At 29.4% G+C, this 23498-nt stretch carries 30 protein-coding genes; 20 read left to right on the forward strand and 10 right to left on the reverse strand.

Annotation, left to right across the window (positions count from 1 at the left end):
* Positions 1 to 2: 2 nt before the first annotated feature.
* Genes ACIJYA_RS01945 through ACIJYA_RS01970 form a run of 6 tightly spaced genes read left to right on the forward strand, consistent with a single transcriptional unit; the run spans position 3 to position 7062 of the window.
* Positions 3 to 1844, forward strand: a complete 1842-nt coding sequence (locus tag ACIJYA_RS01945; protein ID WP_435088797.1) for a proline dehydrogenase family protein — start codon at positions 3 to 5, stop codon at positions 1842 to 1844.
* Positions 1807 to 3039, forward strand: coding sequence for an L-glutamate gamma-semialdehyde dehydrogenase (locus tag ACIJYA_RS01950; protein WP_435088798.1), 1233 nt, complete (start codon positions 1807 to 1809; stop codon positions 3037 to 3039). The genes ACIJYA_RS01945 and ACIJYA_RS01950 overlap by 38 nt, the downstream gene beginning before the upstream one ends.
* A complete protein-coding gene (locus tag ACIJYA_RS01955) occupies positions 3040 to 4239 on the forward strand; it encodes an MFS transporter (RefSeq protein ID WP_435088799.1) in 1200 nt (399 codons plus the stop codon).
* A complete protein-coding gene (locus tag ACIJYA_RS01960) occupies positions 4214 to 4930 on the forward strand; it encodes a class I SAM-dependent methyltransferase (protein ID WP_435088800.1) in 717 nt (238 codons plus the stop codon). Before ACIJYA_RS01955 ends, ACIJYA_RS01960 begins: the two co-directional genes overlap by 26 nt.
* The gene (locus ACIJYA_RS01965; RefSeq protein WP_435088801.1) at positions 4923 to 6386 is read left to right on the forward strand and encodes a DUF294 nucleotidyltransferase-like domain-containing protein; all 1464 of its coding nucleotides are present in this window, start codon (positions 4923 to 4925) and stop codon (positions 6384 to 6386) included. Before ACIJYA_RS01960 ends, ACIJYA_RS01965 begins: the two co-directional genes overlap by 8 nt.
* Entirely contained in the window at positions 6370 to 7062 is a 693-nt protein-coding gene (locus ACIJYA_RS01970; protein ID WP_435088802.1) for a 3'-5' exonuclease, read from the forward strand. Before ACIJYA_RS01965 ends, ACIJYA_RS01970 begins: the two co-directional genes overlap by 17 nt.
* On the opposite strand, the gene ACIJYA_RS01975 is transcribed toward ACIJYA_RS01970, so the two are convergent.
* Positions 7063 to 7590 carry a cytochrome b gene (locus tag ACIJYA_RS01975; RefSeq protein WP_435088803.1) on the reverse strand — a complete coding sequence of 176 codons (528 nt, stop codon included), beginning with the start codon at positions 7588 to 7590 and terminating at the stop codon, positions 7063 to 7065.
* On the opposite strand from ACIJYA_RS01975, the gene ACIJYA_RS01980 reads away from it, so the two are divergent.
* Together ACIJYA_RS01980 and ACIJYA_RS01985 are read left to right on the forward strand one after the other, a co-directional pair.
* The gene (locus ACIJYA_RS01980; protein WP_435088804.1) at positions 7585 to 8052 is read left to right on the forward strand and encodes a c-type cytochrome; all 468 of its coding nucleotides are present in this window, start codon (positions 7585 to 7587) and stop codon (positions 8050 to 8052) included. The two genes, ACIJYA_RS01975 and ACIJYA_RS01980, sit on opposite strands and share 6 nt — an antisense overlap.
* A gap of 29 nt (positions 8053 to 8081) precedes the next feature.
* Positions 8082 to 8603: a hypothetical protein gene (locus tag ACIJYA_RS01985; protein ID WP_435088805.1), complete on the forward strand. Its 522-nt coding sequence runs from the start codon at positions 8082 to 8084 to the stop codon at positions 8601 to 8603.
* A gap of 280 nt (positions 8604 to 8883) precedes the next feature.
* Here the strand turns inward: ACIJYA_RS01985 and ACIJYA_RS01990 are convergent, their stop codons facing one another.
* Positions 8884 to 9741, reverse strand: a complete 858-nt coding sequence (locus tag ACIJYA_RS01990; RefSeq protein ID WP_435088806.1) for an NAD(P)-dependent oxidoreductase — start codon at positions 9739 to 9741, stop codon at positions 8884 to 8886.
* A gap of 44 nt (positions 9742 to 9785) precedes the next feature.
* Between ACIJYA_RS01990 and ACIJYA_RS01995 the strand changes: the two genes are divergently transcribed.
* From ACIJYA_RS01995 to ACIJYA_RS02010, 4 genes are read left to right on the forward strand one after another with little or no spacing between them, the layout of a single operon-like run.
* The gene (locus tag ACIJYA_RS01995; RefSeq protein WP_435088807.1) at positions 9786 to 9965 is read left to right on the forward strand and encodes a hypothetical protein; all 180 of its coding nucleotides are present in this window, start codon (positions 9786 to 9788) and stop codon (positions 9963 to 9965) included.
* A 55-nt stretch (positions 9966 to 10020) separates the two neighbouring features.
* Complete coding sequence (locus ACIJYA_RS02000; RefSeq protein ID WP_435088808.1) at positions 10021 to 10827, forward strand: inositol monophosphatase family protein; 807 nt, start codon at positions 10021 to 10023, stop codon at positions 10825 to 10827.
* A complete protein-coding gene (locus ACIJYA_RS02005) occupies positions 10824 to 11387 on the forward strand; it encodes a DUF924 family protein (RefSeq protein WP_435088809.1) in 564 nt (187 codons plus the stop codon). The genes ACIJYA_RS02000 and ACIJYA_RS02005 overlap by 4 nt, the downstream gene beginning before the upstream one ends.
* Before the next feature lie 2 nt (positions 11388 to 11389).
* Positions 11390 to 11737 carry a DUF952 domain-containing protein gene (locus ACIJYA_RS02010; protein ID WP_435088810.1) on the forward strand — a complete coding sequence of 116 codons (348 nt, stop codon included), beginning with the start codon at positions 11390 to 11392 and terminating at the stop codon, positions 11735 to 11737.
* Here ACIJYA_RS02010 and ACIJYA_RS02015 read toward each other — a convergent pair.
* From ACIJYA_RS02015 to ACIJYA_RS02035, 5 genes are all read right to left on the reverse strand, one after another.
* Positions 11734 to 12069 (reverse strand): DMT family transporter, encoded by a 336-nt coding sequence (locus tag ACIJYA_RS02015; RefSeq protein ID WP_435088811.1) that lies wholly within the window; start codon positions 12067 to 12069, stop codon positions 11734 to 11736. The genes ACIJYA_RS02010 and ACIJYA_RS02015 overlap by 4 nt on opposite strands.
* A complete protein-coding gene (locus ACIJYA_RS02020; protein ID WP_435088812.1) occupies positions 12070 to 12402 on the reverse strand; it encodes a DMT family transporter in 333 nt (110 codons plus the stop codon). It abuts the gene before it with no gap.
* A 45-nt stretch (positions 12403 to 12447) separates the two neighbouring features.
* Complete coding sequence (locus ACIJYA_RS02025; RefSeq protein WP_435088813.1) at positions 12448 to 12654, reverse strand: tetratricopeptide repeat protein; 207 nt, start codon at positions 12652 to 12654, stop codon at positions 12448 to 12450.
* Between the two features lie 99 nt (positions 12655 to 12753).
* Complete coding sequence (locus ACIJYA_RS02030; protein WP_435088814.1) at positions 12754 to 13074, reverse strand: nuclear transport factor 2 family protein; 321 nt, start codon at positions 13072 to 13074, stop codon at positions 12754 to 12756.
* A gap of 24 nt (positions 13075 to 13098) precedes the next feature.
* Positions 13099 to 13392, reverse strand: coding sequence for a hypothetical protein (locus ACIJYA_RS02035; RefSeq protein WP_435088815.1), 294 nt, complete (start codon positions 13390 to 13392; stop codon positions 13099 to 13101).
* 181 nt (positions 13393 to 13573) lie between these two features.
* Between ACIJYA_RS02035 and ACIJYA_RS02040 the strand changes: the two genes are divergently transcribed.
* A complete protein-coding gene (locus ACIJYA_RS02040; protein WP_435088816.1) occupies positions 13574 to 13987 on the forward strand; it encodes a hypothetical protein in 414 nt (137 codons plus the stop codon).
* Here the strand turns inward: ACIJYA_RS02040 and ACIJYA_RS02045 are convergent.
* Complete coding sequence (locus tag ACIJYA_RS02045; protein WP_435088817.1) at positions 13984 to 14985, reverse strand: cysteine synthase A; 1002 nt, start codon at positions 14983 to 14985, stop codon at positions 13984 to 13986. The two genes, ACIJYA_RS02040 and ACIJYA_RS02045, sit on opposite strands and share 4 nt — an antisense overlap.
* Positions 14985 to 15563: a serine O-acetyltransferase EpsC gene (gene epsC, locus ACIJYA_RS02050; RefSeq protein ID WP_435088818.1), complete on the reverse strand. Its 579-nt coding sequence runs from the start codon at positions 15561 to 15563 to the stop codon at positions 14985 to 14987. Before epsC ends, ACIJYA_RS02045 begins: the two co-directional genes overlap by 1 nt.
* A 72-nt stretch (positions 15564 to 15635) precedes the next feature.
* Between epsC and ACIJYA_RS02055 the strand changes: the two genes are divergently transcribed.
* The 7 genes from ACIJYA_RS02055 to ACIJYA_RS02085 all read left to right on the forward strand — a co-directional run bounded on the left by ACIJYA_RS02055 (position 15636) and on the right by ACIJYA_RS02085 (position 22618).
* Positions 15636 to 16046, forward strand: a complete 411-nt coding sequence (locus tag ACIJYA_RS02055) for a VOC family protein (RefSeq protein WP_435088819.1) — start codon at positions 15636 to 15638, stop codon at positions 16044 to 16046.
* A 3-nt stretch (positions 16047 to 16049) separates the two neighbouring features.
* Positions 16050 to 17531 (forward strand): aldehyde dehydrogenase, encoded by a 1482-nt coding sequence (locus ACIJYA_RS02060; RefSeq protein ID WP_435088820.1) that lies wholly within the window; start codon positions 16050 to 16052, stop codon positions 17529 to 17531.
* 119 nt (positions 17532 to 17650) lie between these two features.
* Positions 17651 to 18613, forward strand: coding sequence for an ABC transporter substrate-binding protein (locus ACIJYA_RS02065; RefSeq protein ID WP_435088821.1), 963 nt, complete (start codon positions 17651 to 17653; stop codon positions 18611 to 18613).
* 72 nt (positions 18614 to 18685) lie between these two features.
* The gene (locus tag ACIJYA_RS02070) at positions 18686 to 19747 is read left to right on the forward strand and encodes a quaternary amine ABC transporter ATP-binding protein (protein WP_435088822.1); all 1062 of its coding nucleotides are present in this window, start codon (positions 18686 to 18688) and stop codon (positions 19745 to 19747) included.
* Positions 19737 to 21242, forward strand: coding sequence for an ABC transporter permease (locus ACIJYA_RS02075; RefSeq protein ID WP_435088823.1), 1506 nt, complete (start codon positions 19737 to 19739; stop codon positions 21240 to 21242). Before ACIJYA_RS02070 ends, ACIJYA_RS02075 begins: the two co-directional genes overlap by 11 nt.
* Positions 21243 to 21251: 9 nt before the next feature.
* Positions 21252 to 21860 carry a LysE/ArgO family amino acid transporter gene (locus ACIJYA_RS02080; RefSeq protein WP_435088824.1) on the forward strand — a complete coding sequence of 203 codons (609 nt, stop codon included), beginning with the start codon at positions 21252 to 21254 and terminating at the stop codon, positions 21858 to 21860.
* Positions 21861 to 21865: 5 nt separating this feature from the next.
* The gene (locus tag ACIJYA_RS02085; RefSeq protein ID WP_435088825.1) at positions 21866 to 22618 is read left to right on the forward strand and encodes an alpha/beta fold hydrolase; all 753 of its coding nucleotides are present in this window, start codon (positions 21866 to 21868) and stop codon (positions 22616 to 22618) included.
* On the opposite strand, the gene ACIJYA_RS02090 is transcribed toward ACIJYA_RS02085, so the two are convergent.
* Positions 22615 to 23496: a carbohydrate ABC transporter permease gene (locus ACIJYA_RS02090; protein ID WP_435088826.1), complete on the reverse strand. Its 882-nt coding sequence runs from the start codon at positions 23494 to 23496 to the stop codon at positions 22615 to 22617. The two genes, ACIJYA_RS02085 and ACIJYA_RS02090, sit on opposite strands and share 4 nt — an antisense overlap.
* Positions 23497 to 23498 lie beyond the last annotated feature (2 nt).

Here is a 23498-nt window from a genome sequence, read left to right on the forward strand (position 1 = left end):
CAATGGAAAATATATTCAATAATAAATATTTAAATCAAAAAAAGTTAGTCAAAGATCATTTTTATTATCTAGTGTCTAATTTTTCAGAACTTAATCAAAAGCAAATTGATTATTTATCAATTAATATTGTTAAAAATGCTCAAAACTACAAAGCTGGAAGCCCATTTAGTAAATTAATTCATGAGTTCTCACTTACAAGTAACGAAGGTATTGTGCTGATGTGTTTAGCAGAAGCTCTTTTAAGAATACCAGATGTAACAACAATTAATGATTTAATAGAAGACAAAATTCCGATAGGGGATTGGAAAAAATATATCAAGAACGATAAAGATTTGTTTGTAAATATCTCCTCAATAGCTTTTTTATTAACAGGTAAAATTGTTGAAGAAAAAGTTGAAGAAAATAAAAATATACTAGGCAAAGTTGTTAAAAATCTTTCAGGCCCAATTTTAAGAAATGCAATCAAACAAGCAATTAATATTCTTGCTAAACAATTTGTTTTTGAAAGAGATATCAAAAAAGCAATTAATTTTAGTAATGAAAAAAAACATGACAAATATACTTTTTCATTTGATATGTTGGGTGAAGCTGCGGTAACTTATGGTGATTCTGATCGATATTATAGTCAATATGAAGAAGCAATAATTGAAACTGGCAAAGGAAAGAACCCTCATAAAAAAAGTATTTCCATTAAACTATCATCTCTACATCCAAGATATGAGCGAAACAAATTAGATTTATTAAAAAAAGAACTTTTTCCAAAGGCTTATAAACTTACAGAACTTGGAAGAGAAAATAATGTTGATATCTGTTTTGATGCAGAGGAAGCTGATAGATTAAATTTATCGTTATTCATATTTAAGGACATAATTGAAAGTAAATTAATTGATGAAAAATACCAAGGTTTTGGATTTGCGGTTCAAGCTTACCAAAAGAGAGCTTTTTTTGCATTAGATTGGCTTAAAAAATATTTAAATAAAGTTAATAAAAAAATTAATATCAGATTGGTTAAGGGAGCTTACTGGGATACAGAAATAAAAGTTGCTCAAGAACAAGGTTTTATTGATTACCCAGTGTTTACTAAAAAATTTGCAACCGACATATCATATCTAGCCTGTGCTCATAAACTCTATGAAAATGATAATGTTTTTTCACAATTTGCGACCCACAACGCTCATAGTATTTCATATATTAAAACTCTTTTTAAAGATCGGGATTTTGAATTTCAAAAATTACATGGAATGGGTGATGAAATTTATTCATATCTTGAAAAAGATGAAAATTTTAAATGTAGAGTATATGCGCCAGTTGGTGGTTATAAGGATTTACTACCTTATTTAGTAAGAAGATTGTTAGAAAATGGTGCTAACACTTCATTTATTCATCAACTAAAAACGAAAGATTTTGATGTCTCAAAATTAGTTCAATCCCCACTCGCTAAAATTGAAAAACTTGATGAGGACAAAATTAAAAAACCAATAGATATCTATGGAGATCGAAAAAATTCAAAAGGCTTAGATTTAAGTGAGGAAGATGTGGTTGAAAGTTTTCAATTTAATGGAAAATTTAAAGATATTAAAGCTTACTCATTAATTAATGGTAAGGATATTAAATCAGATAAAGAGATAGATATAAAATCTCCTCATAGCTCTTCTGTTTTAGGGAAAAAGTATTTTGCTGATGAGAAGATATCTGAAACAGCAATTGAAAGCTTAAAAGAATACTCTTCAAAATGGAAAAAATTTCCAATTGAAAAAAAAGCTGAGATTTTTTTAAAATTTTCAAATTTAATTGAAGATAATACAAATGACATTATTGAAATATGTGCAAAAGAGTTCTGGTAAAAGTATTAAAAACTCAATTGCAGAGATTAGAGAAGCAATTGATTTTTGCAGATACTATTCAAAAGAAGCTTTAAATTTATTTCAAACTCAAACATTAAAAGGACCAACTGGAGAACTTAATCAATACAGAATGGTAGGAAAAGGCCTTTCGTTCGTGGTAAGCCCTTGGAATTTTCCAGTTGCAATTTTTATAGGTCAAACTGTTGCTGCACTTATTACTGGTAATGTAGTAATTACCAAACCCGCTGAACAATCATCATTTGCAGCATATTATATTATAAAACTTTTATTAAAAGCTGGTTTGCCCAGTAATGCAATTGCATTGTTATTAGGTGATGGAGCGTTAATTGGAAAAAAAGTTATTAATGATAAAAAACTTAAGAATGTCATCTTTACTGGTTCCTTAGAAACAGCAAAAATTATTCAATCTAATCTTCAGCAAAAAGAAAATATTCCAACTTTCATTGCAGAAACAGGAGGTCTTAATTGTATGATTGTAGATACTTCAGCTTTAACAGAGCATGTTGTAAAAGATGTAGTTAATTCAGGTTTTGATAGTGCGGGACAAAGATGTTCAGCTTGTAGAATATTATGTGTTGAAGAAAATATCTATGAACATACTAAGCATACTTTGATTGGAGCAATGAAAACACAAAAAGTTGGTAATCCAGAAGAATTGTCAACAGATATTGGGCCAGTAATTGATACTGAAGCATTTGATAATATTAATAATCATATAAAGAAATTTGATAAAGTTTTCCAAACAGAGATAAATTTAAATCAAGGTAATTTTATTCCACCAACATTAATTGAAATTGAAAAACTATCAGATTTAAAAAATGAGGTATTTGGTCCAGTAGTTCACATGCTGAAGTATAAAGCTTCAAATTTAGATCAATTAATCGAAGATATAAATGATCTTGGATTTGGATTAACACTTGGTATACACAGTAGAATAGACAAAACCATTGATAGGGTGGTAGAAAAAGCTGAAATTGGCAATATTTATATAAATAGAAATATGATTGGTGCAGTAGTTGGAGTTCAACCTTTTGGAGGATATGAAAAATCAGGCACAGGTCCAAAAGCTGGAGGACCTGAGTATTTAAAACGGTTATGCCATGAACAAAGTATTTCTAACAATACTGCTTCAATGGGTGGAAATGCATCATTATTATCAGAAGTAGAAGATTAAATGGTAAATAAGAATCTAGTTCTTCTGACTATTTGTCAGGTATTTTCTTTTACTGCACCCCCAATAACAGTTTTTATTAGTGGTATTGTTGGTTTAAAAATATCTCCAATTGCATCTCTTGCTACATTGCCAACTTCACTTTCTATTGTTGGAACAGCTGTATTTTCTTTTTTTGCAGCAAAGATAATGAGTAAAATTGGAAGAAAAAAAGGATTTATACTTTCATCAACATACTCAAGTTTAGCTTCATTGCTTGGAGCTTATTCAATTTATAATGAAAATTTTATTCTATTTTGTATTTCATGTTTTGTAATTGGCACAGGGATTGCTTTTACTCATCAATATAGATTTGCTGCAGCTGAAACAGTTGAAAAAAATGAAAGCTCAAGAGCTATTTCAATTTTATTACTTGCAACAATTCTTTCTGCTTTAATAGGTCCTAACGTTGCAAATTTTTCAAAAAATATAATTTCAGATCATCTTTATACGGGATCTTATATTTCTTTAGCGGTATTAACTATTATACCAGTTTTTTTTTTAATCTTTTATAGAACAGATAAAAATCCAAAAACCAAAGAAAACATTAGTAGTAATCAAAGATCATATTTTGAGTTATTACAAAATCCGATTATTCTTCAGGCAATTGTTACAGCTGCTTTTGCATATTCAATAATGTCATTCATTATGACTGCTACACCAATCAGCATGTATAAGATGCATGGATTTACATTAGGTTCAACGAGTATTGTTATTCAATCACACATAATAGGAATGTTTTTGCCATCATTAATTACAGGTAGATTGATAAAGAAATTTGGACATTCGACAATTATTTATTCAGGAGCATTAATTTATCTAATTTGTATTTTCTTAAGTTTTTATGACCAAACATTCATCAATTATTTAATTGCTTTAGTTTTATTAGGCATTGGATGGAATTTTTTATTTATTGGAGGAACTAGTTTATTAGTGCTCTGTTATAAAGAAAGTGAGAAATTTAAAGTACAAGGTTTTAACGATGTATTAGTTTTTTCCATACAATCTATCGCAAGCTTAACTGCAGGCTACTCTATTTTAAAATTTAGTTGGAATGAGATAAATTTAGCTTGTATTCCTTTAGTTTTATTGATTATTTTGATTTCAATAAGAGCAGATTTCTATAAAAAAAAACAAAATGGTATCGTTAAAAAATTGGGATAATAAAACTTGGTTGTCCTCAAAAGATTATATTAAATCTTTCAGTAAATTCTTAATTAAAAACAGCAATCTTGATTCTAAATCTGAAATTTTAGATATTGGGTGTGGAAGGGGCAAAATTTCTGGAAACTTATATAATGAATTAAAGTTAATATCTAAACCTACAGGTATCGATATTGTAGACCACAAAGACAAAGATAAAAGAATTAGATTTAAAAAATCAAATGGTTTAAATTTTTTAGACAAAAACAAAAAGTTTTTTGATTTAATCTTAATAAAACAAACAATTCACTTGTTGAAAATAAGAGAAATCAAAAAACTAATTAAACTTTGTAAAAAATATCTAAAACCAAATGGTGTTATTATGGTGTTAACTTTAGATCCATATAAAAATGAAATCCCTACATTCAAATTAATGAACAGTAAACTTAAAAAATCTTTGAATAGGGATAAAAAGATAATTGCACTACTAAAGAAAAACAACAAAATTAGTAAGACAAAAAAATTTATTTATAAAGTTAAAATTTTAAAGTCAAAATACCTTCAAATGATTAACGATAGGTATATTTCAATATTATTAGAATTTGATCTAAATCAAATCAAAAAGGGAGTGAATGAAATTAATTCAAACTTTAAAAAAAAAATTATATTTAACGATAAGTTGCAATGTATAATTATATCTAGAAATGTCTAAAAGATCTAACAGTGTAGATTTGTTTACTAATAAAGTCATGGATTATATGACTGATGACTTTATCTTGGTTGAAAAAAATGAACTGGTTAAAACAACTATTGAGAAATTAAGAAAAGAAAAAAAATCAACTGTCATAATTCAAGAAAATGAAAAAATGATCGGAATAATAACTGAAAAAGATATTCTTAAAAGGGTCGCTTTTAGCGCTGATGAGAAAACAAAAGTTGATCAAGTTATGACACATCCAGTTAAATTCGTTTATGAGGACGATTTGTTATTTCATGCGGTAGGCAAAATGAGAAAATTAAATTTAAATCATCTTCCTGTTTTAGATATGAGTTTAAAAATACAGGGAATGATTGATATGAATACAGCTTTGCAAGCTGAATTAGGAGATGTGGTGAATCAAATTGATAACATGACTTATGATGAGCAAGACGTTTCAGGTTTAATTAAAATTAAACAACAACAAGTTATTTTAGCTAATAACATGTTAGTTAGAAATGCTTATCCAGGTGATATTTCATATTTATTAAGTTTTTTAAACAATGTCATCTACCGTAGAGCAATTCGATTGGCAGAAAAAAGAGTTGGGGAAAAAAATATAATAGAAAAAATCCCAGAATATTCAGTCATTGTTATGGGCTCAGGGGGAAGAATGGAAAGTTTTCTGCATCCTGACCAGGATAATGGAATAATCTATGAAACTAACAATGAAGACCCAAAAAAAGTAGATTTATATTTTAACGAACTTGCTAAGGATTTTACAAAAACCTTAGATGACTGTGGTATTCCTTTTTGTAAAGGAGACTTAATGGCAAGTAATCCATTGTGGAGAAAAAGCGTACCAGAATGGAAAAATCAAATTACTCAATTTTTAGATAATCACACCCCTCAAGATATGAGAAATATTGATATGCTTTACGATTTTAGATCTATTTATGGTAAAAAAGAACTAGCTGAAAATTTAAAGATTTATTTAAACGAAAAACTGCATGAAAAAAAATTATTAAAGTTTTTGTATTTTAGTGAAGAACAAAGTGATGCTGCAATTGGTTTTTTTGGTCAATTTATTTTAGAAAAAAATGATAAGGAAAATTTAGGATTATTAAACCTAAAACACACAGGAACACTTCCGTTGGTAGAAAGTATTAGATTATATTCAATCAAACATAAGGTTACAAAAATTTCAACATTTGAGCGATTAAATGAACTCAATAAATTGAAGGTTTTAACTGTTGATGAAGTAGATTTTTTCAAAAATGCTCATCGTTTTATGTCAAATATTTTACTTAAAAATCAAGTTGAAAGAACAAAACAAGGTTTAACAATTAAAAATTTTATTGATCCAAAAACTTTACTTGAAAGAGAAAAAAAAGTTTTAAAAATTTATCTTAAACAAATTAGAAAATTAAAACAAAGGGTAAGAGTAGATATTGGTGAAGAGTATTTTTAATAAGATTAAATATTATTTTGAAAAACAAAAGTTGTTTAATCGAGTAACACTTGAGCAATCTAATTTTGCAATTTTAGATACAGAAACAACAGGATTGAGAGTGTCTAAGGGAGATAAAGTTGTATCTGTTGCCTCTATTAAAATTAGTGAATTTAAGATCAGAGAAGATATGATTTTGGATGAATTGGTGAATCCTCAAATAAAAATTCCAGAACAATCAACTATGATACACAACATTAAGGATGAAGATGTCAAAGACAAACCAACATTAATTGAAATAGAAGATAAAATCCTAAAGTTTATTAAAAAGAGTGTTTTAGTTGGTCATAATATTGATTTTGATATTAAATTTTTAAAAAACAATGCTAAAAATACTAATCTTGCTAATCGAATGAAGGTCATTCAGCCAATTGATACAATTCATCTTACTGCAGGACTTTTCCCAGATTTAAAGAATTATGAACTAACAAGTTTATGTGAACACTTTAATATAAAAGCTGATGATCAAGTTAGACATTCTGCCCTAGGTGATTGCTGGTTAACAGCTAGATTGTTTTTGTTTCTTTTAAACAAAGCAAAAAATTTAGGAATAACAAATATTACAGGATTGATAAAATTGTGTGACCGAGGGTTGAACTTGCATCACATTATAAAGAATACAAAAAATATTCATTAGCTAAAGAATTCTTTTTAATAAATTGTCACCAAAAAATAATTTATGGGTAATCACAGCCATTAAATGAATAATGATAAGAGCTATCATCAAATAATTTGAAAAAACATGAATATCATAAAATAATTCTCCAAGTTCAAAATTATCTTGAATTTTAATTTTTTTAAAAATAATTGATATTGTTTCTCCATTGAATAATTTTTTAAAAATTCCAGATATTGTGATTGATAGAATTGTCACATACAGCAGTATGTGATTTAGCTTCGCTAAAAATTTTTGACCTTTAAAAATACTTGGCTCTAATTTTGGTGTTGGATTAAAAATTTTATAAAGTAATCTTAAAATAACTAAGTAAAATAGAGATAATCCAACTGTTACATGAATATTTTCTATATTTAATCTCTCTGGTCCAAAATCTAAATCTACCAAATAAAAACCAAGCGGAATTTGTCCAATAAGTAATATTGCACTCAGCCAATGTAATAATTTTGAAATTAAACCATACTCTGTTAGTGTGTTTTTCAAATGCATAGCCTAATTAAACATATTGCTAAGAATATTGGTATTAGTTTATTTTTAATAACTTCAATATTTATCAGTTCAAGCGTTAATGCCGAACAATCAATTGAAGAAATAATTAAAAATAGAAAAGCTTTATTTAAAAAAAATTATAATACAGCTAAAAAAGTTCAATCTCTTTCATCAAATGAAGATTTTGATGAAGCAAAAAAATTAATGCTAGAAATGAGTGAGAATTATAAATCCTTAAAAAAGATGTTTCCTGAAAATACTAAAGAAGGATTTAAAACAGAAGCCACCCCTTTAATTTGGCAAGAAAAAGATGCATTTAATTTGTTAATGGAAAAATCTTCTAGCAATATGATTGAATTAGCATCTGTTATTGAAAATGCAGAGAATATTAAGGGCACATTAGGTAAGCTAATGTGGGGTAGTTGCAAAGCTTGCCATTCAAAATACAGAAAAGAGCATTAAATTCTGCATATCTAAAATTTATAAGAATTATGATACCTGTAAAAATAAAAGAACATCTAGATGGTTATATTCATCAAGAAGTCTATGTACAAATAGCAGTAATAAAAGGTAAGGAAAAAGGATCCACTAAGGCTGCGATTAATAGTTATTTGAATTCAAATCATTTTAGAGATTTGTCTGAAGGTAGGCCTTATTACCATTTTATAGATGGATTAAATGATAAATGTTTAATTAAATTAATGAATTCACCTATGAAAGATAAGCAAACCAGTGACGAGGTAATTATTGAACTTCAAAAAAAATTAAAAGAGTTAAGTGAGGAAGAATTAAAAAACACCTTCTGGGAAATTGAGACAGGTGAGTTTGTAAACAGTGATCAGATCAAAGAATTAGAGTTAGAAAGAGATCATATGATTGAAAGTTTAGATCTCAAAAATAAAGAAAATGTTTATAAGGTTTTAATTACCTTTTGTAAAAAGTATGAAGAACTATGCAGCATCAAATATCCTGATGCACCATTGCCATTAGAAATATTAAAATCTGTTAATTAATTTTTAAGGGTTCGCTCTTTAAGATAAGTCCTAAAGAGCTCCCTTATATAGCCTCTTTGGCTTTTAAATCCGATTGGATTTTATTTATTGTTTTTATGGATTGTTTTTTCACTTATGTATCAGGTGGTGTAAGTTTTAACATAATAACCTCCTTCAATATAAAGATAGTAATTATAAAACTTATTTCAATTTATTTATTTGATTTATATGCAAATATACTTCTTGAATACAACCTAAGGCATTAGTAGAGTCTCGATAATTTAAATTATTCTTCTCTAAATTACTTTTTAGCAATCAATTCACTAATAAAATTTTCACCATAGCCATCATCAACCGCTTTTTGAAAATAATTTTTATTATCTTCTGCAATTTTTTCAGCTTCAGGAAATTCTTTTAACAAGTCTTGAATATAGCTTAAATCTTTTACAGAGTTGATAGCTGTAAATTTAAATCCTGTTAAATCGTTCTTAAGTAAAGCATCAAAAATTCTATTAAGTGCAGCTGAATTTCCAGAACCAAGTTTTGCTACATCGAAGAATTTTTGTAAATCAAGGCCAAATTTTTTGGCTGCTATTGTCATATGATTTATCAATGCAGCATTTCCAAGTGTTAAAAAATTGTTTAATAACTTTGATTTTGCACCCATTCCAACTGAACCAAAATGAAAATAATTTTTACAAAATAATCTTAAATAAGGTTCTGCTAATTTAAAATTGTTATCTGTAGCTCCCACAATACCACCTAAGATGCCTTCTTCTGCCTGAGCAGGACCTCCCATTACAGGACACTCAACATAATTGATGTTGCTAGATCGATAGATTTTTTCTGTCTCTATTGATCCTGTTTTATTGTGAGTTGTGATATCAATTATCAAAGTTGTTTTATCTAAAATCTTAGAAAGTTTTGTGGCAATTTCTTTTGCTATTGGTGTGTTAGTTACACACTTAACTAAAACATTTAACTGTTTTTCTCTAAACTCTTCTAAAGTTTTTACTTCTTTAGCACCTTTGCTAACAATTTTTTCAATTGGTTTTCTATTTTTGTTAGCAATTACAAATAAGTTGTTATTTTTAGTTAAAATATTTTTGGCTATTCCATAGCCCATGTAACCCACACCAATGAAGCCAACATTATTCATATAATGAAGTTTACATGATAATTTAATATGTATACAGTTGATTCATGAAATACTTATGTGCATTAAAAGATTTATTAATTAGTCTTGTTGCATCAACTATAATTATCTATGCAATTAATATTATAGCAGGTGCTGCTGGGGCTGACTACGTGTTCACACATGGAGAAGCTTTTGTTGTTTGGATTTTGATGGCAATACTAGTTAATAATTGTTTGAAAAAATAGACTAGTAATTAAATTTTAACTTTATTCAGCATTAATAAAATAGTAAGAGATTGATGTGGACCAATTTAATTCAAAAAACTATCTAATTTATGCTAATTTTTTAAATAAGTTAGCAAAAGATTTAACTAGTTTTTATTATTCAAAATTAAATAGAACTTTTAAAGTTTCAAATAAACTTGAAGGCAAAGGATACGATCCAGTAACAACATCTGACAAAGCGTTTGAAAAATTTATAAGATCTAAAATTAAAAATAAGTTTCCTGACCATCAAATAGTTGGTGAGGAATTTGGTCATCAAAAATCAAAAAGTGATTTTACTTGGGTTATAGATCCTATCGATGGCACTAGATCATTTGTTATTGGTAATCCAACTTGGAGTAACCTTATTTCATTAAATTATAAAGGAAATCCTATTTTAGGTTTAGCTAATTTTCCAGTTCTTAAAAAATATTATTTAAACTACTCCGAAAAAACTGCTTATGTAGTTGATAATGGAAAAAGAAAAAAGTTGTCAGTAAATAATAAAGCAACATTTCAAAATGTAAAAGTTTCAGCAGCATTTCATGGTTCGCTTTCGCTAGATAAGCAAAAAAAAATTCCACAAATTTTAAAATTAATGCAATTTCCATGTAGTGACGCTCTAAGCTATTCACATTTGGCCGAGGGAAGAGTGGATGTTGTAATTCAATGTTCAAATAAAATTTGGGACATTCACCCAATTATTCCAATTATTAAAGCCGCAGGCGGATATCTTTCTACTTGGGACAATAGAGATGCTGTTAATGCTGGAAATATTTTAGTATCCCCAAACAAAATTATTCATAATAAATTTTTAAGATTATTGAAACCAGTTTCAAAATGATCCCAAATAAAGCTCAAGAAATTTTAGATTTTTGGTTTAAAGAAACTCCATCTGAAAAAAGATTTAAAAAAGATGAAGTATTTGATAAAACTATAAGAGGCAAGTTTTTAAAAGACTATGAATTAGCTTCTCAGAATGAGTATGATGATTGGCAAGATCAACCGATGAGTGCCCTTGCGTTAGTTATTCTTTTTGATCAATTTTCAAGAAACATGTTTAGAGATGACAAAAAGGCTTTTGCACAAGATCACAAAACAAGATTGATTGTAAATGACGCTGTTTATGCCGGCTATCTTGAAGCAATGAATGAAAGCCAAAGATTTTTTATGATTTTACCTCTTATTCATAGTGAAGAAATAACAGATCACGACATGGCTTATTATTTGCTAAATAAATATCTCAGAGAGCATGAGGACTATGTTCAAATTAAGAAATTTTGGCAAGATCACACAAAAGCAATTAGATTATTCCATAGATACCCTCATAGAAACAAGGTTCTCGAAAGAGAGTCTACTGATGAGGAAATAACTTTTTTAAATAGTCCTAATTCTTCCTGGTAGTTGTGAATTTAAAATATATTTTTAAAATAATTGATAAGGATGAGTGGCAAAAAGTAAAAGAGGCTGAGACTTATTTGGGCTCTTCTAAAGATGCAAAGGATGGTTTTATTCATTTTTCAGGAGAAGATCAGGTCAAAGGAACTCTTGAAAAGCACTATTCAAAACAAAAGAATTTAGTTTTACTTAAAGTTGAAACATTAAAATTAGATAGTTTAATTTGGGAACAAGCCTCTGATGGAAATATGTTTCCTCATTTATATTCTTCATTAGATTTGTCTAATGTTGTAGATGAATTTGAGATCATCTTGTCAGATGATGGTACTCATAAATTACCCGATAATTTTAATTAATTTAATTTCCCTAAGTAATTAACCATCACAACTCCAATAATAATTAATGTTATTCCTACAAGACCATAAATATTTGGAATTTGATTATATTTAATCATAGCGAATGCCACAACACCTACTACTGTTAATCCGCTATATGTTGAATAAGCGAACCCAACTGGAAGTGCATGCATAGCTTTTGCAATACAAAATAAGCAAATCATCATCAGTAGATACATGTAAATTATTGGCAAAGTCTTTGTGAAACCCTCAGATATTTTTGCAAAACTATTAGCAGCTATCCCAGCAAAAATACCAACAACTAAAAACAAATATCCAAACAAAGGTTTCATTTAATTATTTCCCAGAAGGTTTACCATTAAAACTCCAATTATAATAAAGACCAAACCAATTATTGAATAGAGATTAGGCATTTGATCAAATCTAAATATTCCAACAACTACAGTTGCAATGATTGTTAAACCCGCAAAGGATGCATAAGTAATACCCATTGGAATATTTTTCATTACCATCGAAAGTGCATACATGCACATAACAATCGTTATTCCGGTAATAATACTTGGAAATAGAAGAGTAAAACCTTCAGCTGTTTTTGCAAAACTATTTGAAGTAACTCCCAAAACAACAGCCAATATTAAAAAAGTGTAAGAAGTAGCGAGATTCATCTAATTACTCTAAATGAAATCTCGCTAAATATATATAATTATTTATTAACTTTTAAATAATTCTAAAGCTTTGTTTAATAACTCTTCTGATTTTGCATGGTCACCAGCATCATGGGCTGCCATACCTTGATCTCTTAGTATTTGTGCTTCAGCAATTTTATCATCTAAGTTCTTAGCCATCATAGGACATGAACCTGCATAAACTGAACTTGTAAAAAGCACTAAGAATAATGTTATTACTATTTTTTTCATATTTTTCCTTGTTTGATTAATTGACTAAAAAATATGAAAATAATAAGTTTTTAAAATAACCATTATTGTCACTTTGCATGTGCAAAATGACCCAAATAGCTATTTAAGAATTTTTGTTGCACCTGTTTCAAGTGAAATCATCTTTCCATCTTGATATTTAAATACAGCCATTACAGCTTCAGTATTTCCATCATTAAATGTTACAAAAGCATGCTCAACACCAATTTCATCATTTTCAAAAAGAACTCTTATTTTATCTCTTTTAATATCACCACTCATTGCCCACTTGATTACATCTGCTTTATCCAGAACATTACCTGATGCATGCATCGTAAACTTATAATCATCATGCAGAAGTTCATTCATGGCAGCTTCGTCTTTAGCTTCCATAGCAGCATTATATTTTGCTAATATTGACATATTTATCCTTCTTTCTTTTATTCATTAACCAGAATGGTTCATTACTGAATCATTAGACATCATAGTCATTTTTGATTGATCTATAATTACACCAGCCTCAATTCTTGCTTTAATTATTTCTTCGTCTCCACTAAATCCTTTCATTCCTTCCATTGACTCAAAATGTACAATTACTGTCATTGTATTATCATCTTCTTTATCTGTGCCTGCAAAAGCAATTGTCATTCCATATTTTTTTAATTTATCTCCATTTGCAAGGATCATTTTTTTCCATAAGTTAAATCCCTTAGATAGTTTTTGTTCTATTTTTACATACATTTTTATTCTCCTTTCATTATTAATTTTTTATTATCCTAAAAAATTAAATGCATAACATTATAAAAATATCGAAAAAAAAGGCTTAGTACTTATAAAATTTAGTTATTTTACAACTTATCTTAGAATTAATTTCTTACATTTAAAAATTAACAATAACAATTTTTTTTGATAAAAATTAATTATGATTGAAAAATTTAATGGAATTTTTTACTTAATTCTTTTCATGGCTCATTTTTTAGGTTTCGGAATTTATGCTTATCAAATGATAATTAATAATAAAAATTTTAGAGCAAAATTTGAAATGGATGAAACAGCAACACCTATAATGCGAATGATAGGTGCTACTTTTTTAGGAGCATTATTGATGGCTCTTTATATAATGTTTGTCAGACCTAATGGTGTTGAAGGTACTTGGGCATTCTTTAATTTAATTTTTGTACAAAATGTATGTATCTTAATTGTAAACACTTATTCGATAAAAATGGACAAAACAGGAATTAGAAATGACTCGAACGAAGGTGTTATAGCACCACTAGTATTTACTACTTTGAGTGCAGTTCTAATATATGGGTTGTCAGATAAAATTTATATCTAAAGCCAATTAGGGAAGGGTAAACCTTTTTCTTCAAGGAATTTTTTATTAAACATCTTAGTTGAGTATTTATCACTTCTATCACAAAGAATTGTAACAATAGTTTTTCCAGGTCCCAGTTCTTTACCAAGTCTGATTGCACCAGCTATGTTAATTCCACAGCTTGTACCAAGGCTTAACCCCTCATTTTGAATTAGATCGTATAGAATTGGTAGTGCTTCATGGTCATCGATTGAATAAGCATCATCTATTTTAGCATTTTCAAAGTTTTTAGTTACTCTACTTGAACCAATTCCCTCAGTAATAGATCCACCTTCTGATTTTAACTCACCATTCTTTATGTAATTATAAAGAGCAGAACCTTTGGGATCTGATAAATAAATTTTTATATCTTTATTTTTTTCTTTAAGAGCATTACTTACACCAGAAATAGTTCCACCGGTTCCAGATGAGCAAACAAATCCATCAACCTTACCATCTGTTTGATCCCAAATTTCTGGTCCAGTTCCCTCATAATGACCTTTTGCATTTGCTGTGTTATCGAATTGATTAGCCCAGATAACACCGTTATTATTTGATGGTCTTAATTCATCAGCTAGTCTTGCTGCAATTTTTACAAAGTTATTTTCATCTTTGTAAGGTTTTGGTGCTACCAATCTAAGTTCTGCACCTAGGTTTTTTAATAAATCCTTTTTTTCCTGAGTTTGATTATCGTTCATTACAATAATGGTTTTGTACCCTAAAGAATTTCCTAAAAGGCCTAAACCAATTCCAGTATTACCTGCTGTTCCCTCAACTACAGTCCCACCTTTTGAAATCAATTTTTTTTCTTGAGCATCTCTAATTAATGCTAATGCAGCCCTATCTTTAACAGATCCACCTGGATTTAAAAATTCAGCTTTACCATAAATATTACATCCTGTTATTTCTGATGCAGCTCTTAATTTTATTAAAGGAGTGTTTCCAATCCCTGAAATAAAATCATTTTGAATTTTACTCATTAATCTGATTTTGTATCACTATCTGGAGTAATACCGTAAGGTTTGAATTCGCTATCAGCGATTCCAACATTTCTTGCAGGAATGCCAACCATAACAGCTTTTTCTGGAACATCTTTTGTAATCACTGCGTTAGCACCAATTTTAGCACATCTTCCAACTCTGACAGGACCTAACACTTGTGCACCTGATCCAATAACCACATCATCTTCGATTGTTGGGTGTCTTTTAATATTACGCTGACCATTTGAATTTATACTTGGAGCAATTCCTCCAAGTGTAACCATATGATAGATAGTTACATTCTCTCCTATTTCAGAAGTTTCTCCAATTACAACTCCCATTCCATGATCTATAAATAAATTTTTTCCAATCTTTGCTTTGGGATGAATTTCAATACCGGTCAAAAATCTTGAAAACTGAGAGATTATTCGAGCTATCAAATCAAATTTTGCTACACTAAAAAAATTAGCAATTCTGTGAAAGAACACAGCTTTAACTCCTGGATAAGTTAAAATTAAACTTAACTTAGATTTTGCAGCTGGATCTCGATCAATTATAGATTGTAAAAAATTTCCCATGTTTTTTTGCTAGATTGACTTAAAAGTGATCTTTATATAGTCATTATAATTCATAATTAAAGAGGAGAATTTATGTACAGAAATACAAATTGTTTTCATTTAGCGGTACCTTGTGGTGATTTAGAGGTTGCAAAAAAATTTTACAGCGAAACATTAGGCTGTAGATTAGATAATTCTGATCAAGAATGGGCTGATGTTGATTTTTGGGGTAATGAATTAACTCTTCATGCAAGTGAGCATAAATTGGATAATGAAAGACATGATGTTGATATGGGAAATGTTTCTGTTCCTCACTTTGGCGTGCATTTATCAAAGAAAGATTTTGATGCTCTTAAACAGAGATTAAAAGATAATGGCACTAAGTATTATGATGAGCCATACTTAAGATTTAAAGGAACTAAGTACGAACAGGAAACTTTCTTCGTAAAAGACCCTAATGAAAATGTTTTAGAGATAAAAACACTTACAGCTAATCCAGAATAGTTAGTGGCTACCAATTATAAAACTATCGCAAAGAAATTAAAGTTTGAAGGAAGAGCATTTATTAATGGTAAATATGTAAATGCTATTGATGGTAAAAAATTTGAAACAATAAATCCTGCAAAAGGTGAAAAACTTTGCACTGTTGCTAAATGCAATCATAAAGATGTTGATCTTGCAGTCAAAGTTTCAAGAAAAGCTTTTAATAGTGGTGTTTGGTCAAGATGTTCTCCAGAACATAGAAAAGAAATTTTATTAAAATTTGCAGAATTACTTCGAAAACATGGAGATGAAAATTCAGTTTTAGAGTGTGTTGATACTGGAAAGTTAGTTACAGATTGTATTAATGAAGTCGCCAATGATGCTCCAATGCATTTTCAGTGGTATGGAGAACTTATAGATAAAGTTTTTGGAAAAGTTGGTCCAACCGAACCATCTATTACAAGTTTAATAGTTAAAGAACCAATAGGTGTTGTTGCAGGAATTGTTCCTTGGAATTTTCCACTAATGATGGCTGTTTGGAAAATGGCACCAGCATTAGCTGCAGGTTGTTCAGTAATAATTAAGCCAGCAGAAGATACCCCGCTTACCGCAATTAGAGTTGCTCAAATTGGTAAAGAGGCTGGAATTCCAGACGGTGTATTAAACGTTCTTCCAGGATATGGAGATGTTGGTGAGGCTCTAGGTCGACATAAGGATATTGATGCTGTTTCATTTACAGGTTCAACCGAAGTTGGTGGATATTTTTTAAAGTATTCTAGCGAAAGTAATTTAAAACCTGTTGCTTTAGAGATGGGTGGCAAAAGTCCATTCATAGTTTTAGAGGATGCAAAAATTAATGATGATCTAATTGATAATGCAATAAATTCTGCTTTTTGGAATGGTGGTCAAAACTGTTCTGCAAATATGAGACAGATAGTTCATAAAAAAGTTAAAGATGAGTTTTTAGATAAAGTAATAAAAAGAGTAAAAAAATTAAAAGTAGGTGATCCATTAGATTTAAAATCGAATATGGGTTCTATGATTTCAAAAGGACATTTACAAACAGTCGATGGGTATATTCAAAAAGGAATAGATGAAGGTGCAAAACTTTTATCTGGTGGAGTATCAAACAATAAACAAAAAGGCTTTTATGCAAAGCCAACATTGTTTGATGGATTAAAAGAAAATATGACCATTGCTCAAGAAGAGATCTTTGGTCCAGTATTAGGAGTTTTGACAGTTAAAAATGATGAAGAGGCTTTGAAAATTGCAAGTAATTCAAAATATGGATTACATGCTAGTGTATTCACCCAAGATATAAATAGAGCTTTTCATCTAGCAAAAAGTTTACCTTGTGGGACAGTATCAATTAATACTTTTTCAGAGGGAGATATTAAAACTCCATTTGGAGGCTACAAACAATCAGGTTCATTAAGCAGAGATCAAGGAACTGAAGCTCTTAATTCATTTCTTCAGACAAAAACTATCTGGATTAGTCATCAATAATTACTGCGACCATTAAGTTAAAAAGACAAGGCTATATATATCTTTTGTAACTTTATTTCCTTTGACTCACTTTGTTCATTCGCGTTAGACTAAATTTTTAAATTAATAGGAGAGAGATAATGAGAATAATTAAAACTACAATTGTAGCTGGATTAATTTCACTTTTTGCTACTTTTTCGACATTTGCTGAGAAGGTAAAAATTGGAGATCCAGGTTGGACAGGTGCAACAGCTATTGCAAACTTATTAGCTGCAGTTGTTACAGATAAAATGGGTGGAGAAGCAGAACTTGTTCCAGGAAACAACACTGCTATTTATGGTGCGATCGACAGAAGTAAAGGTGAGATTGAAGTTCACCCTGACATCTGGTTACCAAATCAACAAGCTTACACAAATGATTTAGTTCCAAAAGGAACTTTAAAATTAAGTAGCAAACCATATGAAGGAAACCAAGGTTATTGTGTTTCTCAGCAATTTGCGAAAAAATTTAATATTACTGCAATTGAAGATTTAGGAAGACCTGAAGTTGTTAAAGCTATGGATAGTGATGGCAATGGTAAAGGTGAGTTTTGGATTGGTGCAGATGGTTGGGCTTCAGCTAATGTTAACCAAGTTAAGTTAAGAGACTATGGTTTATATGATGCGGGTATCGAACCAATAAGAGCAGCAGAAGCTGTTAAGAATGCAAGAGTTCTTGACTCTATTAAAAAAGGTGAAGGCTATGCATTTTATTGTTACAAACCGCATGCGATTTGGGGAATGGCTGATGTAGTTATGTTGGAAGAGCCAAAATTCGATCCGGCTAAATACAAAATGGTACAACCTAAAGAAGATGCTGATTGGTACAAAAAATCATACGTAGCTTCTAAAGACGCACTTAAAAAAATTCAAATTGGATGGGGAACTTCTCTAGAAAGTAAATCTCCAGCTATTGTTGAATTCTTTAAGAACTTTCAACTAACAGCAGATGATGTATCGGCTATGGCTTATGCAATTTCAGTTGAGAAAAAAAAACCAGCTGATGTAGCGAGAGCTTGGATGACAGCTAACAAATCAACAGTTGATGGTTGGTTAGGTCTTTAAACTAAAATAAATTATTTATACTCGGCAATTTTATATTGCCGGGTATATTTTCCTCAAATAAAAGAAAGTTAAATGGATTCATCTGAATCAGCAATTAAAATTGAAAATGTTTGGAAAGTGTTTGGTAACACTTCGAACGAAGCAATAGATGCAATTCAAAATAAAAGAATTTCAAAAAATGAAGCCTTAGAGAAATATAACTCAGTTATAGGTGTATCTGATGTTTCTTTTGATGTTAAGCAGGGTGAAATATTTTGTGTAATGGGTCTTTCAGGTAGTGGAAAATCAACATTAGTTAGACATATCAATAGACTTTTAGAACCAACATCCGGCAAGATTTTGATCAACGGTCAGGATGTAATGACACTTGATAGAGAAAGTTTACAAGAATTAAGAAATAAAAAAATTGGTATGGTATTTCAAAACTTTGCACTAATGCCTCATAGATCTGTTGTTGATAATATCGCAATGCCTCTTGAAATTAGAGGTGTAAGCAAAAACGATAGATTAGATGCTGCAAATAAAATTTTAGATATTGTTGAATTACAAGGTTGGGGAAATAAATTTGCTCATGAACTATCAGGTGGAATGCAACAAAGAGTAGGGCTTGCTCGAGCATTAGCAGCAGATCCTGATTTTTTATTAATGGATGAGCCGTTTAGTGCATTAGATCCATTAATTAGGAGACAACTTCAATCAGAATTTATTAAACTTTCAAAACAAATGAAAAAAACGACTGTTTTCATTACTCATGATTTAGATGAAGCCGTAAGAGTAGGTCATCGAATTGCAATTATGAGAGATGGTAAAGTTATTCAGGTTGGAACACCTGAAGAAATTGTTGTTAGTCCAGCAGATGATTATGTTGCTGATTTTGTTAAAGGTATTTCTAGATTAAAAGTAGTTCAGGCTAAATCAATAATGCAATCAGTTGAAAATTTTGAAAATAAAAATGGAAAACTTTCAAATGATTTAGAAGCTGTTAATGAAAGTGATTTATTGAGTAAACTTATTGAGACATCAGCTTCAAGAGATAAACCAATCATTGTAAATAATGATCAAAATAAAATTGTTGGGGTAATTTCTCAGTCTGATCTTTTAAAAGCAGTTATTGAAGGAGGAGATGGTGAGTAAAGAGCTAAATAATCCATCTAGATCAGAGTTAATAACTGATTTTGTTAAAACAAATCCAGATTATTATATTGATCAATTTCAAAAAATAGGTAGCAAGCCAACATTTTCTTTCTCATTTAATTTATACGCTGCAATTCTTGGGCCAATTTGGTTTGGAATGCGTAATATTTGGAATTGGGCCTTAACTTTTTTAATTATTGAAACTTTTTCAGTTGTTCAGATTATTAGAGGTTTATTTGGAAATATTACAAAGGATGCTATTCAAAAAATTGAACAGGTACAATCTACTATTGCCTTTAGAAACAAACAATTAGAAGCAGCTATAACAAATAATCCGGATAAAGTTGATGTCTATAAGAGGAACATTAAATCCTTAGAAGATGCTATGCAAGGCTATATCAATGAAGTCGATAGAATTGAAGCATCAGCTATTTGGATAACAATTTTTGGCATTGTTTCATTAATTTTAATTAAAATTATCCAAGGAGTGCTTGCAAACTCTAAATTAGAAAAAAGATATTCTGAATGGCTTTCAGACAAAACAATAAGTCCAGGCATGCAAACTAAAAACTATATTTTAAGTACAGTTTTTGCTTCTGTGATTATGTTCTTTTCTGTAGTTCATTATAGTTTTCCAGGTTTGATAGGTATTATGAATGAGTTTCCAACTCATCCTGATATTAGATTAACCTCTATAGCTTGGGTCGAAACTATTTTTAATTATGCGGTTTTAAAAGGAGATGCATTGTTCACAGCAATTACAATTGGCATAAGATCTGTTTTAGATTTCTTAGAATTATTGTTTGTTAAAACTCCCTGGATAGTAATTATAACTACCATAGTAACCTTAACAGGACTATCAGCTGGGCCTAGAGCTGCAATTTATTCAGCCGGATTTTTAAGTTACATGGGATTTTTAGGTTTTTGGGTAAAAGCTATGACAACACTAGCTTTACTTGGAACAGCAGCAATTTTAAGTATCGCAATTGGAATACCACTTGGGATTTTTTGCGCAAGACGACAAAGATTTTATTCAATGATAAGACCAATAATGGATTTTATGCAAACAATGCCAGCGTTTGTATTTATGATACCTGTAATTGCATTCTTTGGAACAGGGAAGGTTGCAGCAGTTATAATTACGATGATATTTGGCGGAACTCCTGTTGTTAGATTAACAGTACTTGGATTAAGAGGAGTTCCTGAAACAATCAGGGAAGCTGCAATAGCTTACGGTGCAACTAAATGGTATTTATTAAGAAAGGTAGATTTACCTTTAGCCACTCCATCAATTTTAGCAGGTGTAAACCAAACTGTAATGTTAAGTTTAGCAATGGTTGTAGTTGCATCACTAATTGGAGCAAAAGGTTTAGGACAAGATGTACTAGAAGCTTTACAATATGCTAATGTTGGTCAAGGTATACTAGCAGGTGTTGCTATATTATTTGTAGCTTTAATTTTAGATAGGGTTGTTCAAGGTAAGAAAAGAGTTTAATAAAACCTAATGGATTTTCTGCTATTAGGTTTTTTTACTGGATTAAGTCTTATTTTAGCAATCGGAGCTCAAAATATTTTTGTAATTGAACAAGGGTTAAAAAAACAACATGTATTTCTTGTTTGTATAGTTTGCTCTATTTCAGACTTAATTTTAATTTTTCTTGGAATATTTATTTTTCAATTTTTTAATCAGTATTTTAATTCAATTGTTGAATTAATATTTAATATAGCTTTAGTCATTTTTCTACTTCATTTTATTTATTCAAAAATAAAGAATTATAATACGGCAGTCAATTTTGATACAGATTTAACAAGTATTACAGCATTTAATATTTTTTTAAAAACTCTAGGATTTACATATTTAAATCCACATGTTTATTCTGATACAGTATTCTTTTTAGGAAATTTTTCAAAGAACTTCATAATAAGTCAAAAAATACTCTTTGGAGTAGGTGCATCAATTGCATCTTTTTTATTTTTTTTCTTAATTGGATATCTTTCAAAATATCTTTCTAAATATGCGAAAAGTAAAAAAATTTGGAATATAATTAATATCTCAATAATTATTTTTATGAGTTTTTTAACATTGTTTATTATAACAAAAATGATTAATTAAATATTATGAGTAAAATTTATATAGATGATGTAGGTGAGGGATATCCTTTAGTATTAGTTCATGGTTATTTAGGCTCATCTGAAATGTGGTGTAATCAAAGAAATTTTTTTTCAAACTTTTGTAGAGTAATTTCACCAGCCTTACCTGGATTTGGTGAGAGTAGTGGTGTCCAATCATTAGACTCAATTAATAAAATGGCCAAGTTTGTAATTAATATAATAGATGAAAAAAAAATAGATAAATTTAATTTACTTGGTCATTCAATGGGTGGAATGATAGTTCAAGAAATAACTAAAATTGCTGGTAATAGAGTTAATAAATTAATTTGTTTTGCAACTGGATCCATCGGTGAAATACCTGGAAGGTTTGAACCAATTGACGAAACTAGAAGAAAACTTAAAGACGATGGGGTAGAAATTTCATTTTCAAGAGTGCCACAAAAATGGTTTGTAAAAGGTGACCAGGATAAAAATTATTATTTATGTGCAAATGCAGTTAAAAATGTTTGTCTAGAGACTGCTGATAATGCACTTAAAGCAATGCAAAATTGGTCAGGAATAGATGAATTAGAAAATATTAAAAATCAAACATTAATAGTTTGGGGTGATAAAGATACCTCATATAATTTTGATCAAGTTGATACACTTAACAAAAAAATTAAAAATAGTAGATTAGAAATCTTTAAAGATTGTAGTCATAACGTGCATCTTGAAGAACCAGATAAATTTAATAATTTAATTAAAGATTTTGTTAATTAACCTTTTACAGCGCCTGCTGTTAATCCACTTATTACTTGTTTTTGAAAAAACATTACCAACAAGAATAAAGGTGCTGTAGCAGAAACTACTGCTGAAACTGCCCACATCAAATTACCCTCGTGTTGATTGGTTCCAAGGTAACTCTGAATTTTAGGAACCATTGTATGATTTTCTTGATTAAGTAATAAGGCTGTCACAGTAAAATCGTTATATGCTAGCATTAAACTAAATAATCCAGCTGTTATAACTCCTGGCCACATCACAGGCATAATTATATGTCTGAATGTTTGAAAGTATGTACACCCATCTATTAGTGCACTTTCGTCAAGTTCTTTTGGAACAGTTTTAAAAAAAGAGTAAAGTAGCCAAAGTGTAAATGGTTGATTAATTGCTATTAACACTACAATTGTTGTAGGTAGAATTCCCCAAATTTGTAATTGAAAAAAAGGAAATAAATATCCAGAAACTAAAGTTATATGAGGCATAGCTCTAAATACTAATGCAACAATCAATATCCAAAATGCATAATTTTTTGTAGATCTTGATAAAGCGTAAGCTCCTAAGGTTCCAAGAAACAAAGAGACAGAAACTACACTTACAGTTACTATTATAGTGTTTCTTGATGCTTTCCAAAACTCACCTTCAAACCATGCGCCACTATAAGCTTCAGTTGTAAAACTTTTGCCAGTTTCCAATAATGTGTTGAAAGCTGTTATTGCATACCACCAATCAGCTCTTGAAAAAAAGTCTGCTCTTACTTTAAAAGAACCCCAAAAAGTCCAAATAAAAGGAAAACATGCTATCAATAACCAAACAACTATAAACATAGTATTGAAGGTTTTTAAACTATTTGATTTTTTATCTAATCCGTAATCCATGA

The organism is Candidatus Pelagibacter bacterium nBUS_29, assembly GCF_051200905.1.
Taxonomy (GTDB): domain Bacteria; phylum Pseudomonadota; class Alphaproteobacteria; order Pelagibacterales; family Pelagibacteraceae; genus Pelagibacter.

Coding starts and splice junctions, on each gene's coding strand:
- ACIJYA_RS02015 (WP_435088811.1), bottom strand. CDS start 12,069: ATGAAACCTTTGTTTGGATATTTGTTTTTAGTTGTTGGTATTTTTGCT.
- ACIJYA_RS02040 (WP_435088816.1), top strand. CDS start 13,574: ATGATTGAAAAATTTAATGGAATTTTTTACTTAATTCTTTTCATGGCT.
- ACIJYA_RS01995 (WP_435088807.1), top strand. CDS start 9,786: ATGAAATACTTATGTGCATTAAAAGATTTATTAATTAGTCTTGTTGCA.
- ACIJYA_RS02020 (WP_435088812.1), bottom strand. CDS start 12,402: ATGAATCTCGCTACTTCTTACACTTTTTTAATATTGGCTGTTGTTTTG.
- ACIJYA_RS01980 (WP_435088804.1), top strand. CDS start 7,585: ATGCATAGCCTAATTAAACATATTGCTAAGAATATTGGTATTAGTTTA.
- ACIJYA_RS01955 (WP_435088799.1), top strand. CDS start 3,040: ATGGTAAATAAGAATCTAGTTCTTCTGACTATTTGTCAGGTATTTTCT.
- ACIJYA_RS02065 (WP_435088821.1), top strand. CDS start 17,651: ATGAGAATAATTAAAACTACAATTGTAGCTGGATTAATTTCACTTTTT.
- ACIJYA_RS02045 (WP_435088817.1), bottom strand. CDS start 14,985: ATGAGTAAAATTCAAAATGATTTTATTTCAGGGATTGGAAACACTCCT.
- epsC (WP_435088818.1), bottom strand. CDS start 15,563: ATGGGAAATTTTTTACAATCTATAATTGATCGAGATCCAGCTGCAAAA.
- ACIJYA_RS02005 (WP_435088809.1), top strand. CDS start 10,824: ATGATCCCAAATAAAGCTCAAGAAATTTTAGATTTTTGGTTTAAAGAA.
- ACIJYA_RS02090 (WP_435088826.1), bottom strand. CDS start 23,496: ATGGATTACGGATTAGATAAAAAATCAAATAGTTTAAAAACCTTCAAT.
- ACIJYA_RS02070 (WP_435088822.1), top strand. CDS start 18,686: ATGGATTCATCTGAATCAGCAATTAAAATTGAAAATGTTTGGAAAGTG.
- ACIJYA_RS02055 (WP_435088819.1), top strand. CDS start 15,636: ATGTACAGAAATACAAATTGTTTTCATTTAGCGGTACCTTGTGGTGAT.
- ACIJYA_RS02030 (WP_435088814.1), bottom strand. CDS start 13,074: ATGTCAATATTAGCAAAATATAATGCTGCTATGGAAGCTAAAGACGAA.
- ACIJYA_RS01960 (WP_435088800.1), top strand. CDS start 4,214: ATGGTATCGTTAAAAAATTGGGATAATAAAACTTGGTTGTCCTCAAAA.
- ACIJYA_RS01975 (WP_435088803.1), bottom strand. CDS start 7,590: ATGCATTTGAAAAACACACTAACAGAGTATGGTTTAATTTCAAAATTA.
- ACIJYA_RS02080 (WP_435088824.1), top strand. CDS start 21,252: ATGGATTTTCTGCTATTAGGTTTTTTTACTGGATTAAGTCTTATTTTA.
- ACIJYA_RS01950 (WP_435088798.1), top strand. CDS start 1,807: ATGACATTATTGAAATATGTGCAAAAGAGTTCTGGTAAAAGTATTAAA.
- ACIJYA_RS02025 (WP_435088813.1), bottom strand. CDS start 12,654: ATGAAAAAAATAGTAATAACATTATTCTTAGTGCTTTTTACAAGTTCA.
- ACIJYA_RS01965 (WP_435088801.1), top strand. CDS start 4,923: ATGTCTAAAAGATCTAACAGTGTAGATTTGTTTACTAATAAAGTCATG.
- ACIJYA_RS02085 (WP_435088825.1), top strand. CDS start 21,866: ATGAGTAAAATTTATATAGATGATGTAGGTGAGGGATATCCTTTAGTA.
- ACIJYA_RS02035 (WP_435088815.1), bottom strand. CDS start 13,392: ATGTATGTAAAAATAGAACAAAAACTATCTAAGGGATTTAACTTATGG.
- ACIJYA_RS01985 (WP_435088805.1), top strand. CDS start 8,082: ATGATACCTGTAAAAATAAAAGAACATCTAGATGGTTATATTCATCAA.
- ACIJYA_RS01990 (WP_435088806.1), bottom strand. CDS start 9,741: ATGAATAATGTTGGCTTCATTGGTGTGGGTTACATGGGCTATGGAATA.
- ACIJYA_RS01945 (WP_435088797.1), top strand. CDS start 3: ATGGAAAATATATTCAATAATAAATATTTAAATCAAAAAAAGTTAGTC.
- ACIJYA_RS02075 (WP_435088823.1), top strand. CDS start 19,737: ATGGTGAGTAAAGAGCTAAATAATCCATCTAGATCAGAGTTAATAACT.